At 67.0% G+C, this 14,607-nt stretch carries 7 protein-coding genes; 2 read left to right on the plus strand and 5 right to left on the minus strand.

The window, feature by feature from the left end:
- Window positions 1-107 precede the first annotated feature (107 nt).
- From CCR94_RS24035 to CCR94_RS24055, 5 genes are all read right to left on the minus strand, one after another.
- On the minus strand, window positions 108-1,457 hold the full coding sequence (locus tag CCR94_RS24035; RefSeq protein WP_104510838.1) for a vWA domain-containing protein: 1,350 nt from the start codon (window positions 1,455-1,457) through the stop codon (window positions 108-110).
- Window positions 1,450-2,559: a P-loop NTPase family protein gene (locus CCR94_RS24040; RefSeq protein ID WP_104510807.1), complete on the minus strand. Its 1,110-nt coding sequence runs from the start codon at window positions 2,557-2,559 to the stop codon at window positions 1,450-1,452. The genes CCR94_RS24035 and CCR94_RS24040 overlap by 8 nt, the downstream gene beginning before the upstream one ends.
- Entirely contained in the window at window positions 2,559-3,593 is a 1,035-nt protein-coding gene (locus CCR94_RS24045) for a hypothetical protein (protein WP_104510808.1), read from the minus strand. The genes CCR94_RS24040 and CCR94_RS24045 overlap by 1 nt, the downstream gene beginning before the upstream one ends.
- A gap of 205 nt (window positions 3,594-3,798) precedes the next feature.
- Window positions 3,799-3,990 (minus strand): hypothetical protein, encoded by a 192-nt coding sequence (locus CCR94_RS24050; protein ID WP_104510809.1) that lies wholly within the window; start codon window positions 3,988-3,990, stop codon window positions 3,799-3,801.
- Between the two features lie 246 nt (window positions 3,991-4,236).
- On the minus strand, window positions 4,237-5,103 hold the full coding sequence (locus CCR94_RS24055; protein WP_104510810.1) for a transglutaminase family protein: 867 nt from the start codon (window positions 5,101-5,103) through the stop codon (window positions 4,237-4,239).
- A 303-nt stretch (window positions 5,104-5,406) separates the two neighbouring features.
- Here CCR94_RS24055 and CCR94_RS24060 point away from each other — a divergent pair, with 303 nt between their 5' ends.
- Complete coding sequence (locus CCR94_RS24060) at window positions 5,407-5,619, plus strand: cold-shock protein (protein WP_104506760.1); 213 nt, start codon at window positions 5,407-5,409, stop codon at window positions 5,617-5,619.
- 372 nt (window positions 5,620-5,991) lie between these two features.
- On the plus strand, window positions 5,992-14,553 hold the full coding sequence (locus CCR94_RS24065; RefSeq protein ID WP_104510811.1) for a glycoside hydrolase family 94 protein: 8,562 nt from the start codon (window positions 5,992-5,994) through the stop codon (window positions 14,551-14,553).
- Window positions 14,554-14,607: the final 54 nt, after the last annotated feature.

Below are 14,607 nucleotides of genomic sequence, written 5' to 3' on the forward strand. Positions count from 1 at the left end.
CCCGTCTTGCGATGGGCTTTGGGGAGAAGGAAACACGACCGCGCGTGCTTCTTCTTCATTCACCTGATTGCCCTGGTTCCCTGACAAGCGACAGGCGGTCGTTCTTCTCAATCCCGCGCCAGCGCCAGCTTTTGACCGAACGGCGGCGCGGCGCGCGCGTGGGAGTCCGGCACGGCCCAGATCACCGGCCATTCCGGCTGGAAGCGCGCCGGTCCCTCCAGGTCGGTCAGGACCACGCCAATGTCCGGCCGATACAGGTCGGCGCGCTCGAGCAGCGGCGTGAAATCGGTGCCGCCGCCGCCGGCGAAATCAATGTCGTCCAAATCAATGTCGCGCAAGTCGAACGCGCCCGGCTCGAAGACCTCGACACGACGGACCCGGTCATCGCCGATCACCACAATGAGGCCAGCCTCCTGCCGGCGGCTGATCGCCGCGATCTCCGTGGCGAATTGTTTGAGCAGATCGTCGTCGATCGAGCCGGACACATCGACGATCACGGCGATGCGCGGCGCGTTGGCGTTGGCGCAGGAACCGGGCTCGAACGGCAGGCGCCGGTTCGGGCCGGCGCGTCCCTGGTTGGCGATATAGGAGCGCGTCGGCCGCGACCACGACACCGCCTGCTTTCGCGAAAGTCCTCTGGCGAGCCGCGTGCGCAAAACCTGGCGCCAGGGGGTGCGGGTGCGCGGCAGATCGGCGATCAGGGCGCGCAGCATGGAAAAATCGCCGTCGCCGGCATGGCCGCGCAACAGGCGCTCGCTCCATTCGCGGGCCTGTTCGGTTTCAAGCTCCGGCGCGGATTCCGCGTCGAGGTTCGGCGCGAGGTCGTAAGCGATTTGAGCGCCGAGTTCGCGCGCCCGCGCCGCGCGCGGGCCATCTTGGGCGCTTGGCTGGGCGCTCGGCTGAAGCGGGTCGCCGGTCTGGCGTGGCGAACCGTCGCCCTCGGCCTGGGACGCGCGCGCCTTGGCGCCGGTCTCCGCCCGCGCGCCCTTGCCGCGATCGTCGATGCTGCGGTAGAGCCGCTCGACATCCCATTGCAACAAAGCGGTTTCGACATCCTGTTTCACATTCAGCGCCTGCGCCAGCAACTCGTCGAGGAAAACGGACGAAGCCGGCAGGCGCAGCCAGCCGAGATGCCCAAGCGCGCTGTTGACGATGGCGTCTGCGCAGATGTTGAACAATTGCATGTCGAGATCGCCAAGCACGCGCCGCAGATCGAGCGCGCGTTGCGGGTGGCGCAGCGCGATGTGCAGAACCTCGTGCGCGACAAATCCCGTCTGTTCGGGCAGGCCGAGGCGCTCGAAGGCGGGGCCGTACAACACCCGGTCGCCGTCGGTCATCACCATGGGCGCGTCGTCGTCGATTATGTCCTGGTGCCCGACCCAGAGCGCGAGACCGCCAGTGGACGGCGCGAATTCCACCATGCGCTGGATCGCGCGGACGCCCCGGTGATCATGCATCGACGCCATCCCGGCGGCGCAATTCGGCGTAGCGTCGGTAGGACGGACTGTCCAGAATCGCGGCCTCCAGCCCCGCGGCGAGCGCGCGCTGCATCAACAGCTCCATCGTCAGGGTCTGCGCCTCGCGCAGCGGCAGCGGCGTGGCCCCCTTGATATCGGGCAATTGCTCAACAATCTCAAGCGCGCGCGAAAAAGTCCGGTCGTCGGCGCAGGCGGCCAACAGCCCGTAGATCATGCCGTAGAGGGCGTCGAGCGATCTCGGCAGCAGGGCGGCGGTCTCGGCGCCGGGACGCGCCGCCAGCAGGCGCACCACGTCGGCGCCGGCCTGGATCTCGCGCAGCACGCCAAAAAACTCCGCCGCATTGGCGGCGCCTATGCGCCCCTGCACGAACACGCGTTTGGCCGAGGCGGACAGGCCGGATTTCAGCACATTGGAAATGTCCTCCCAGCCGCGCGGGCTGGCGCCGATCAGATGGTCGCCCGCAAGCTGCGCCTGGGAATCGTCGAGCTTGTCCGGCCGGATTTTCAGATAAGCCATAACCTCCGGCGCGAAATTCATGGAGGTCGCGTGGTCGAGAAAAGCCTCGATCACCGTCTGCACGTTGAAGTGGAACATGCGGTCGGCCAGCGCCGTTCCCATATCGTGGCCGACCGCGCCATGGAAACTGGCGTTGCCGGCGGCGATCACCTGCCAGCCATCGGGCAGAACGTAATTGCCGACGCGGCGATCGAGGATCAGGGAATAGGCCGAGATTTGCAGCCGTTGATCGGCGGCGGTCAGTTCGTCGAGAAACAGGATGCCATCGTGCGCGTCGGGCGAGGGCAGGAATTCAGGCGGGAACCACACGGTTTTCGCCAGTGCGTCGTCGGCATAGATGGCGCCGCGAATATCGACCGGCTCGATGGTGGTCAGACGCAAATCGACCAGCGGAATCTTGAAATGGTCCGCGACCTGCCGGACGACGGACGACTTCCCGACGCCGCGCGCGCCCCACAGCATCGAGGCGCGGCGCCGCAGCACCGGGTCTGAATATTGCTCGATCAAGGCGGCTTTCGCCGTCGCGATCGAAATCGGGGGAATGTTCATGGGATTGCCGCGCATCAGGCCCTTTCTTCATCGATGAGATGGGGTTCAACCGACGCTTCCGGACCTTCGCCAACGTCCGGCAAGGGAAACCATGACGGAGCCTTGGAAGGACGCGGCAGCGGCGGAATTTCGAAACGCGGCAGTTCACGCATGGCGAACAGCATGAAAAGCAGCACCGGCGGAAAGTTGAAGATCAGAAACCGGAAGGGGGAGTCCTCGGGGATGCCCGCGAAGGTCAGCGCCCCGGCGCCGGCGATCAGGGCGACGGACACCAACAGGGGGATCAGGCGCCGGAACACCACGGCCCAGCGCGCCCGCAAAAACCTGTCGTGGAATTGGCGCGGCGGCTCGGCAAAAGTCCGAGCGAGATGCGCCACGGTTCGCTCCAGCGCGCTCTCGATGTGGCGGCTGCGGCGGGGCTCCTTGCCCGGCGCGCGCAAGGAGCTGGTCCAACCGGCCCCGCGCGGTCGCAGCACCCGCCAATCCCAGCCTAAAATCGCCAGCAAGTCTTCCGGCAAGTCTTCCGGCATGGCCAGCGCACAATCCGGCCGGGGCGACAGCTCGATCTCCGCCGGATATCCTGTTCCGGTGTCCGCCTTCACGGCCAGATCGAGGCGATCGAGCCGGGTTTGCGCCGATGTGAGCGCCATCGGCATCGGCCGCGTCGCATCGCCCGGCTTAGGCGTCAGCCGGTAGCTGAAGGCGATGGGAATATCCGCGACCCAGCGAAACTGGCGCTCCAGCGGAACGGCCTCGACGCGGGCCAGCAGCTCTCCGGGATCGTCGCCCTCCGTCGTCAGCTTCGCTGTCGCGCCGCTTGCAAGGGTCACGACGCGGATCAGCCTGAACAGCGGGGGGCGTGGGTTCTCAAGCTGAAGGATTTCGCTCGCGCCAGCGCAGCCCGTCGTTGCGCTGTCGCGCACGATCGGCTTGAAGGCGAGGCGCCGCTCGATGCGGTTGCTCGCGGAGAGATCGACATGGCGGCCGCGACGGGTGAAAGGTTCGATCAGGCCGAGAATTTCGTGGTGGGTCAGAGGGGGCGCCGTCACGCCGCCTTGTCCGCGCGATAGGCCGCCGTCCGATGCAGACGCCGCCAGCCAAAGAAACGCCAGACAACAAAACGCGGACGCGTCCGCCGCTCACCAAACGTCAATCGATCGCCTCCAGCGCGCTTCACGCCCAAAGCGTATATCGGATCGGTCCAGTGTCAAAGCGCATCCGCCCCGACGGCGGGCGCGGGCCGGTCTCCGCCTTTCAGGCGGCGTCGCCCTGGCGCGACTGTCCTCTTTGCGACGCCAGCATTTGCAACTGTCTCACGGCTTCATCGACATGGTCGCGGGCCCTTTGCCGGGCGACCGCGTCCATGCTCGAGACTTCCAGTTCGGCGCGCGCGTAAAGCATGTGAATGAGCGCCAGTTCCATGATTTCCGCGATTTCGCTGTCCATTCACATGCTCCCCGTGACGCCGCATTGTCTTGTTATTTTCGGTCGTCAAGGCCAGTTTCGCACAGGAAGCAAGAAATCCGTATGTCACAGATCAAGTCAGTCTTTATGAATTGACGGGCGCAAGGTTAAGACCGGCATATAATTTCGGCCTTTTAACTCAACTTTGCCTGCGTCGAGATTCAGGCCAGTTTCGACCCTTTCCCTTGATCCGCGACGCGCGCTTCCAATTCCGGGAACGAAACAGCGTCACGCCTCGGCCGTGACCGCGACCTCCACCGACAGCCCAAGGAAGGCGTCGGAGGCGCCGACAAAACTGCCGCTGACGGGCATCGCCTGCCTGAGGTCGCGCGCGACGGCCACCGGGACGAGATTTTGCCCGCCGACGCTCCGGTTGGTCGGGTCGAAGGTGATCCACCCGGCGCCGGGCGCATAGACTTCCGCCCAGGCGTGGGTCGAGCCGGCGTCGGCCGATCCTTTGAGCCCCTCCGCCACGAAGAGATAGCCCGAAACGATCCGCGCCCCAAAACCCAGGCATCGCGCCGCCTCGACAAACAGCACCGCGAAATCGCGGCAGGATCCCCAGCCGCGATCGAGCGTCTCGACCGGCGATTGCACGCCTTCGTCCTCGCGGCTCTGGTAGCGGATCCAGAGGGAAACGCCCGCGCTAAGATCCTTGAGCAGCGCCAGCGTGTCGGTCTGGACGCCACGGACGAAAGCCCACGCCCAGTCGCGCAGCCGCCCCGTTGGATCGAGGTATTGCTGGAACATCAGGGCGCCGAGATCGGTCTGCTCGTCGTCGGCGTAGCGAAACGGATAGGTCATGGCGCGAACCTCGAGGTCGAAGATCGGCCAGGGGTCGTCGGCGAGCTGGAGTTGCGCGACGCTGTCGATGACGAGCGTGTCGGCCGTGTTGGAAAAGGTGGCGACGGCGACGCTGTTGCCGAACACGTCCTGGGACCAGGTCAGCGTGGCCGGCGGCGTGATCGTCACCTCGCTCGAAATCAGCCGGAGGTCGCGGCTCTCCCTGGGGCGCAACATCAGGCGGTGAGGGTTCAGGCTCACCGGGTGGCGATAGCGATAGGTCGTCCTGTGCGCGATCCTGAGCGTGATCAAGAAACTCTCCTTTTCACCGCAAGGGAATGTGGGTTCGCGTAAAGACAACGCGTCGAGGAGGGGTTTTAGCGCGCACGCGGCCAGATCGGCAATCCATGAATGAGCGCATGAAATATTATATAGCTTTTCACTTGTAAAATTGACGGGACTCGCTAAATTGGTGAAGTCGAACGGTGGCTTTCAGGCATGGTTTCCGAGGAAACTACTCGCGATCGCCCCACACATATCCTGCTAAAAAGTGCAAATTCGACTGCCGGCGACCGCGCTGGCACGCATTTCCGGCTTATCTAGAAAGGGGTTTCCATGTCTCAGGGAACCGTGAAGTGGTTTAATTTCGAAAAAGGCTTTGGGTTCATCGCGCCGGATGGCGGCGGTCAGGACGCCTTTGTCCATGTCAGCGCGGTCGAGCGCGCCGGCATCAGCCAGTTGCGGGAGGGCGACAAGGTCTCCTTCGAACTCGTCGCGGACCGCAGGACCGGCAAGATGTCGGCTGAAAAGCTTGAAATCGTGACCTGACCTTCACGCCGGAGGCGAGCCGACCACGGATGTACTGGCGGCCCGCCTCCGGACCTTGAAGGTCCGGCCCCCTCGATCTTGGGGGCTCCCGCGCGAAAAACGACTCCGCGCCAGGGTTCGTTCGGCGAACGCCCGTTCACCGGGCGATCGCCATTTTTATTTCATATTGTTGTCCGGCGAGAAGGTCCGCGTCCGCGGACGCCCGGACCATTTTTCGCAAACATGCCTGCATTTTCAAGCCAAGGAAATGCCGGGTCGCGTGAACAACACGCCCCCCAACCAAAGCCCCCTGTTTTCGCGCTTGAGGACGCCTGTCGTCGCGCGGGGGCATGAGGGCGCGACACCCGTTCCGACTTCGATTCGAGGCTCTTCTTGACATTTGTCCGCAACCTGTTCGCACGCGCGCCCTCGGCCTGGGACAATCCCGAACCCGTTCGCGAAGAGTTGTTCAGCGCCGAGCGCATCGAGGAGCACGCGCGCAGCCTCGCGGCCGCGCAAACCGTGACGCGAGAGCCGATCAAGGGACATCCGCTCGCCGCCCGCCTCGCGCAAAACGGCGCCGTGCTGCTCGCCGCTTACAAAAACCTGCTGCTGGGAGCCGACGAGGGCCGCGCGGTCACGCCGGCGGCCGAATGGCTGATCGACAATTATCATCTCATCGAAAAGCAGATCCGCGAGATCCGCTCGGACCTGCCCGCAGGCTATTACCGGCAATTGCCAAAGCTCCTGGACGGGCCGTTCGCCGGCTATCCCCGCGTGTTCGGCATGGCCTGGGCCTTTGTCGCCCACACCGACAGCCGTTTCGACTCAGAAATGCTGGTCGGCTATGTGCGCGCCTACCAGGAGGTGCAGCCGCTGACCATCGGCGAGCTGTGGGCGGTGTCGATCACGCTGCGCATCGTGATGATCGAGAACCTGCGGCGCCTCGCCGATGAGATCGTCCAGGGACGGGCGGCGCGCCATCTGGCGGACGCTCTCGCCGACCGCCTGCTCGGCGTGTCCGGCAAGGAAGCGGAGCCGGCAAGAGTCGTGCTCGCCGACCACGAGGACGACTCGCGCTCGAAAGCCTTCGCCGTCCAGTTGATCCACCGGCTGCGCGACCAGGATCCGAAGATCACGCCGGCGCTCAACTGGCTCGACCAGCGCCTCGCCGCGCAAAAGACCAGCGCCAACGATGTGGTGCGCGAGGTGCACCGGCGCCAGGGCGCGGCCAGCGTCACCGTGCGCAACATCATCACCAGTCTGCGCCTGATCTCGGACGTCGATTGGCAAGACCTGTTCGAGGAGGTCAGCCTCGTCGACGCGGCGCTTGGCGAACACGCCGCCTACAAGGACATGGATTTCCCGACGCGTAATCTCTACCGCACCGCCATCGAGGATCTGGCGCGCGGCTCCGATGGCGCCGAACGCGACATCGCCCGCCAGGCCGTCGCGACGGCCCGGCGCTTTGATACGCTTCCGCCCGAGCAAACCGACGCGCGCAAGAGCGATCCCGGCTATCATCTGATCGGCGGGGGGCGCCGGGATTTCGAGACCGAGATCGGCTATCACCCGCGCCGGCGCCGGTGGCGGGCGCGGCTGCATCGGGCGAACGGCATCGGCCTTTACGCGGGCGTGATCGCTTGCGCCGCCCTCATCCTGCTCGCCGCGCCGCTGCTGGCGCTCGCCGCGCTCGGCGCCGGCGCGGGAACGCTGGGGCTTCTGGCGTGTCTCGGCGCGATCCCCGCCATCGACGCGGGCGTCGCGCTGGTCAATCGCGCGGTTGGATTCGGCTTCCACGCCAACCTGCTGCCAGCTCTGGAGCTGGCCAAGGGCGTTCCCGCGCATTTGCGCACACTGGTCGCCGTGCCAACCCTCTTGACCAATGCGCAATCGATCGAGGAGCAGATCGAGGGTCTCGAAATCCACCATCTCGCCAGCCCCGAGGGCGACCTGCATTTCGCGCTGCTGTCGGACTGGCTCGACGCCGACGCCGAAAGCGTCGAGGGCGACGAAGACCTGCTGGCGGTCGCCGTCGCGGGCGTGGCGCGGCTGAACGCGCGTTATGGACCCGCGCCCGGCGGTCCGCGCTTCCTGCTGCTGCATCGCCGGCGCGTCTGGAACGAAAGCCAGTCGCGCTGGATCGGCTGGGAGCGCAAGCGCGGCAAGTTGCACGAATTGAATCGGTTTTTGCGCGGCGCTGATGGCGCCGGCTTTATCGCCTTCGATGGCGTCGCGCCCGTTGCGCCGGCGAACATCCGCTATGTCGTGACGCTCGATGGCGACACCCGTCTGCCGCGCGAGACCGTGCGGCGCCTGATCGGCAAAATGGCGCATCCGCTCAACCGGCCGCGTTTCGACGCCGCCGCCGGCCGCATCGTCGAAGGCTACGGCGTGCTGCAACCGCGCGTGACGCCGTCGCTGCCGGTCGGCCGCGAAGGCTCGCTGTTCCAGCGCATCTTTTCGAGCCTGAGCGGCATCGATCCTTACGCCTCCGCCGTTTCCGACGTCTATCAGGACATGTTCGGCGAAGGCTCCTACGCCGGCAAGGGCATTTACGATATCGACGCGTTCGAGGCCGCCATGGCCGGTCGCGTCTCCGATTCGATGCTGCTGAGCCACGATCTGTTCGAGGGCATATTCGCCCGCGCCGGTCTCGCCTCCGATGTCGAGGTGGTCGAGGAATTTCCGTCGCGCTACGATGTCGGGGCCTTGCGTCATCATCGCTGGGCGCGCGGCGACTGGCAGTTGCTGCCGTGGATTGTCGGAATGGGGCCGCGCGCGCCGGGAGCGCCGAAATCCGCCGCCGCCATGCCGGCGATCGGGCGCTGGAAAATGCTCGACAACCTGCGCCGCACCCTTTCGGCGCCCCTGGCGGTTTTCGCCCTGCTCGCGGGCTTCCTGCTGCCGTTTCCCGCCGCCCTTGTCTGGACGCTGTTCGTCGTTGCGACCATCGCCTTGCCGCCGATGATTCCGGTCATCGCCGCGGCTTCGCCGCCGCGCCCGGGCATCACGCTCAAGAGCCATTTTCGCGCGCTCGGCGGCGATTTTAAACTGGCGCTGATCCTGTCCGCGCTCACCATCACTTTCCTGGCCGATCAGGCCTGGCTGATGGGCGACGCCATTCTGCGCACGCTGCACCGTCTGCTGGCCAGCAGAAAAAACCTGCTGGAATGGGTTCCCGCCGCGCAGGCGTCGCAAGCGCGCCGGCTCGACCTCGGCGGTTATTACCGCCGCATGTTCGGCGCCTCGGTCTTCGCCGCGCTCGCCCTGGTCGCGGGTGCTTTCGCAGGCGGCGCCAATGCGCTGCTGGCGAGCGTCTTCGCCGCGCTCTGGCTGGCCTCGCCGGCTCTCGCGCGCTGGGTCAGCCTGCCGCCGCGCATCGCGGCGCGCGCGCCGCTGTCGGAGGAAGACGCCAACGGCTTGCGTCTCACCGCGCGGCGCACCTGGCGCTTCTTCGAGACCTTCGTCACCGAAGCCGATCACATGCTGCCGCCCGACAATTTCCAGGAGGATCCGACGCCAAGACTGGCGCGGCGGACCTCGCCGACCAACATCGGGCTTTATCTGCTGTCGGCGGCCAGCGCCCGCGATTTCGGCTGGATCGGACTTGAGGAGACCGTCGCGCGGCTTGAGGCGACGCTGGCGACCATGAGCGGCATGGCGCGGTTTCGCGGTCATTTCTACAATTGGTACGACACCGGCGACCTGCGTCCGCTCGATCCGAAATATGTCTCCTCCGTCGACAGCGGCAATCTCGCCGGGCACCTGATCGCGCTGGCCAACGCCTGCCGCGAATGGCGCTTCGCGCCGGCCGACGACGCCCGCGCGCTCGCCGGCGTCCGCGACGCCGTGGCGCTGGCGCGCAAGGAAGCCGCCGGCCTGCGCGACGGGCCGAAGACGCAGACCGTGACCTGGCGCCAGCTCGACACCGCGCTGGCGGAATTTTCGCGCGCGCTGAGCGAGCCGGCTTGCCCGCGCGACGATTTCCCCAACCGCCTCGTCAACCTCGCGCTCCAGGCCGCCACCATGGTCGACATGGCCAGGGCGCTGGCCAGCGAGCGCGGCGACGCGGCGGGCGCGGACATGCTGTTCTGGGCGCAGGCCGGCGTCAACGCCATCGCCGCGCATCGCGCCGATTATTCACGCGGCGCCGCCGCCTTGGCTGCGCTTCACGCGCGGCTGGAAGCGCTGGAGGACGCCGCGCGGTCGATGGCGCTCGACATGGACTTCGCCTTCCTGATCGACCGCCAGCGCAACCTGTTGTCGATCGGCTGTCTCGCCCCCGAAGGCGCGCTCGACGCCAATTGCTACGATCTGCTGGCCTCCGAAGCGCGGCTCGCCAGTTTCTTCGCCATCGCCAAGGGCGATCTGCCCGCCCGACACTGGTTCCATCTCGGCCGCACCGCGATCCCGGTCGCCCATGGCGCCGCGCTGATCTCGTGGTCGGGATCCATGTTCGAATATCTGATGCCGTCGCTGGTGATGCGGGCGCCGACGGGCAGCCTGCTGGACAATACCAACCATCTGGTCGTGGCCAAGCAGATCGCCTTCGCCACCAGGCTGGGCCTGCCCTGGGGCGTGTCGGAATCCGCCTATAACGCGCGCGATCTGGAACTGACCTATCAATATTCCAATTTCGGCATTCCCGGCCTTGGATTGAAACGCGGACTGGCGGACAGCGTCGTGCTGGCGCCCTATGCGACGGGGCTGGCGACCATGGTCGATCCCCATGCGGCGCGCGCCAATCTGGAGCGCCTCGCCAACATCGGCGCGCGCGGCCGCTATGGCTTTTACGAGGCGCTGGACTACACGCCGGCGCGCGTGCCCTTCGGGCAGGATTGCGCCATCGTCCGCGCCTTCATGGCCCACCACCAGGGCATGACCATCGTCGCCATCGCCAACGCCGTGCTCGACGCGAAAATGCGGACGCGGTTTCACAGCGAGCCGATGGTGCAGGCCACCGAGCTTCTGTTGCAGGAGCGCATGCCGCGCGATGTCGCGGTCACCCATCCCTGGGCCTCGGAAATCAAGTCGCCCGCAAGGAAGGGGCGCGATGTCGAGCCGCTCGGCGGCCGGCGCATCTTCTCGGCGCATCAGGCCCATCCGGCGACGCATCTTTTGTCCAACGGATTCTTTTCCACCATGCTGACGGCGGCCGGCTCAGGCTACAGCCGCTGGGGCAAACAGGCCCTGACGCGCTGGCGCGAAGACTCGACCAGCGACGATTTCGGCTCCTATGTCTTTCTGCGCGACGTTCACAGCGATGCGGTGTGGTCGGCGGCGTTCCAGCCGATCGGCGACCAGCCCGACTCCTATCATGTCGCCTTCAACGAGGATCGCGCCGAATTCACGCGGCGCGACGGCGCGCTGACGACCACGCTCGATGTGGTGGTGTCCTCCGAGGACAATTCCGAAGTGCGGCGCGTCAGCGTGACCAACGGCGGCGCCCGCGTGCGCGAGATCGAGATCACCTCCTATGCCGAACTGGCGCTGGCGCCGCAGGCGGCCGACGTCGCCCATCCCGCCTTTTCGAAACTGTTCGTCGAGACCGAGTTCCTGCCTGATGTCGGCGCGCTCGTCGCCACGCGGCGCCGGCGCGATCCCAACGAGCCGGAAATCTGGGTCGGCCAGCTCGCCATCGTCGATGGCGAAACCATCGGCGGGCTTGAGTTCGAAACCGACCGCGCGCGCTTTCTCGGGCGCGGTCAGGGCATAAGGACGCCGTTCGCCATGAGCGACCGGCGACGGCTGTCGAACGGCGTCGGCGCCGTGCTCGACCCGATCTTCGCGCTGCGCCGCCGCGTGCGCATCGCGCCCGGCGCGGTCGCGCGCATTTCGTTCTGGACCATGGCGGCCTCGACGCGCGAAACGCTGCTCGACATCGCCGACAAGCACCGCGACGACGCCGCTTTTGCGCGGGCGACGACGCTGGCCTGGACGCAGGCGCAGGTGCAATTGCACCATCTCGGCGTCACCGCCGGCGAAGCCAGCCTGTTCCAGCGTCTGGCCAGTCCCGTGATCTACGCCAACGCAACGCTGCGCCCGCCGTCGCCGACGATCGTCGCCGGCGCCGGCGCGCAATCCGGGCTGTGGCCGCAGGGGATTTCCGGCGACCTGCCGATCGTGCTGCTGCGCATCTCCGACGCCGACGATATCGACGTCGCCCGCGAATTGCTGCAAGCGCACGAATATTGGCGCATGAAGCAGCTCGCCGTCGATCTGGTGATCCTCAACGAGCGCCAGTCCTCCTATGTGCAGGACCTTCAGATCGCTCTGGAAACCCTGATCCGCGCCCGCCAGATGCGGCCCAGGCTGCGCGGCGAGGAGTCCGGCGGCTCCGCCTTCGTGCTGCGCAGCGATCTCATTCCCGCCGAGACGTCCGCGCTGCTGGCCTCCGTCGCGCGCGTCGTGATCGTGGCGCAGCGCGGCGGGCTGTTCGAACAGCTCGAACGCATTGTCGAAGCGGCCCGGCCGCCGGCCGGCGCGAAGGCGAAACGCCCGGTCGAACTCGCCCCGCCGCCGGCGCCGCCGTCCACGAAAAACCTGGAATTCTTCAACGGGCTCGGCGGCTTCGCGCGCGACGGCCGCGAATATGTCACCATTCTCGGACCGGGGCAGGCGACGCCCGCGCCCTGGATCAATGTCGTCGCCAATGAAAGTTTCGGCTTCCAGGCGGCGACCGAGGGCGGCGGCTACACCTGGTCGCTCAACAGCCGGGAGAACCAGCTCACGCCCTGGTCCAACGATCCGGTCTCCGACCGTTCCGGCGAAGCGTTCTACCTGCGCGACGAGGACAACGGCGACTATTGGAGCCCGACGGCGCTGCCGATCCGCCTGGAGGAGGCGACCTATGTCGCCCGCTTCGGCCGCGGCTACAGCCGGTTCGAACACACCAGCCACGACATCCAGTCCGAGCTGCTGCAATTCGTTCCGACCGACGGGGCGATCAAGATCTCGCGCCTGAAACTGCGCAACCTCACGGGGCGCGTGCGCCGCCTCGGCGTCACGGCATTCGTGGAATGGGCGCTCGGCCCGTCGCGCTCGGCCGGCGTCGCTTTCGTGACGACCGCGCTGGATTCCTCCGGCGCGATCTTCGCCCGCAATCGCTGGAGCGCTGGCTTTGGCTCCCGCGTCGCCTTCGCCGATTTCAGCGGGCGCCAGACCGACTGGACCGGCGACCGGCGCGAGTTCATCGGCCGCAACGGGACGTTGCGCCAGCCGGCGGCGATCGCCAGCGGCGCCAGCCTGTCGAACGCCCTGGGCGCCGGCCTCGATCCCTGCGCGGCGCTGCGGTCCAGCCTCACCCTCGCGCCCGGCGCCAGCGTGGAGGTCGTCTTCCTGCTCGGCCAGGGCGAGGACGCCCAGGCGGCGCGTCATCTGGTCGAATTCTATCGCGCCGCCGATCTCGACGCGGTTTTCGCGCAAGTCGGCCGCCATTGGGACGACCTGCTGGGCGCGGTCACCGTGAAAACGCCCGACAGGTCGATGGACATCATGCTCAACGGCTGGCTGCTCTACCAGACCGTCGCCTGCCGCCTGTGGGCGCGCGCGGCCTTCTATCAGGCCAGCGGCGCCTATGGTTTCCGCGACCAGCTTCAGGACGTCCTGGCGCTGGCGGCCTCCCACCCCGCCATGACGCGCGCGCAGATTCTTCGCGCGGCGGGGCGCCAGTTTGGCGAGGGCGACGTGCAGCATTGGTGGCTGCCGCATTCCGGCCAGGGGGTGCGCACCCGCATTTCCGACGACCGGGCGTGGCTGGCTTTCGCCATCGCCCACTATGTCCGGGTCAGCGGCGACGCCGCGGTTCTCGACGAGCAGATTTCCTTTGTGGAGGGACGGCGCCTGGAGCCGTCGGAGCATGACGGCTTCTTCACGCCGTCAATCACCGAAGAGACCGCCAGCCTCTACGAACATGGCGCCCTCGCGCTCGACAGCAGTCTGGAGCTGGGCGGCCACGGCCTGCCGCTGATCGGCGCCGGCGACTGGAACGACGGCATGAACCGCGTCGGCGCGGGCGGCGCCGGCGAGAGCGTATGGCTGGGCTGGCTGCTCTTCGCGGCGCTCAACCGTTTCGCCCCCTTCGCCGAGGCGCGCGGCGAGTTTGCGCGCGCGGAAACATGGCGCGCGCACGCCATCGCCTTGCGGACCGCGCTCGAGCGCGAGGGCTGGGACGGCGACTGGTACCGGCGCGGCTTCTTCGACGACGGAACGCCGCTCGGCTCCAGCCAGAGCGAGGAATGCCGCATCGACTGCATCGCGCAATCCTGGGCCGCCCTGTCCGGCGCGGCCTCGCCCGAACGGGCGGCGCAGGCGATGGCTTCGGTGGGGCGCGAGCTGATCCGTCGGCGCGATGGCCTGGCGCCCCTGTTCGCCCCGCCGTTCGACAAGACCCCGCTCGATCCCGGCTACATCAAAGGCTATCCGCCGGGCATACGCGAGAACGGCGGCCAATACACCCATGCCGCGCTGTGGTCGGTGATGGCTTTTGCCGAACTCGGCCAGGGCGACAAGGCGGCGAGCCTGTTCGCCATGCTCAATCCGATCAATCACGCCCGCACGCGGGCGGACGCGCATCGCTACAAGGTCGAACCCTATGTCGTCGCGGCGGATGTCTACACCGTGGCGCCGCATGTCGGGCGCGGCGGCTGGACCTGGTACACCGGCTCCGCCGCCTGGATGCAGCGCGCCGGCCTGGAAAGCATTTTGGGCGTGCGACGGGAGGGCGACACGCTCCATGTCGATCCCTGCATCCCGAAAAGCTGGAGCAGTTTTGAGGTCACGCTGCGCCATGGCGACTCCAGCTACGAAATCCGTGTCGAGAATCCCGACGGCGTCGAGCGCGGCGTCGTTTCCGCCTCCATCGACGGCGAGGTCAATCTGGAGCCGCGCGGCCTGCCGCTGGTCGACGATGGCGCCACGCGACGGGTCGTCGTTCGGCTTGGATGTGTTTGAACTGGGCGCATGACTCGTCGAAAATGAAAGAACCCTGGCGGATTTGCTGCATTC

Origin of the sequence: Rhodoblastus sphagnicola (genome assembly GCF_002937075.1) — a bacterium.
Lineage (GTDB): Bacteria > Pseudomonadota > Alphaproteobacteria > Rhizobiales > Beijerinckiaceae > Rhodoblastus > Rhodoblastus sphagnicola.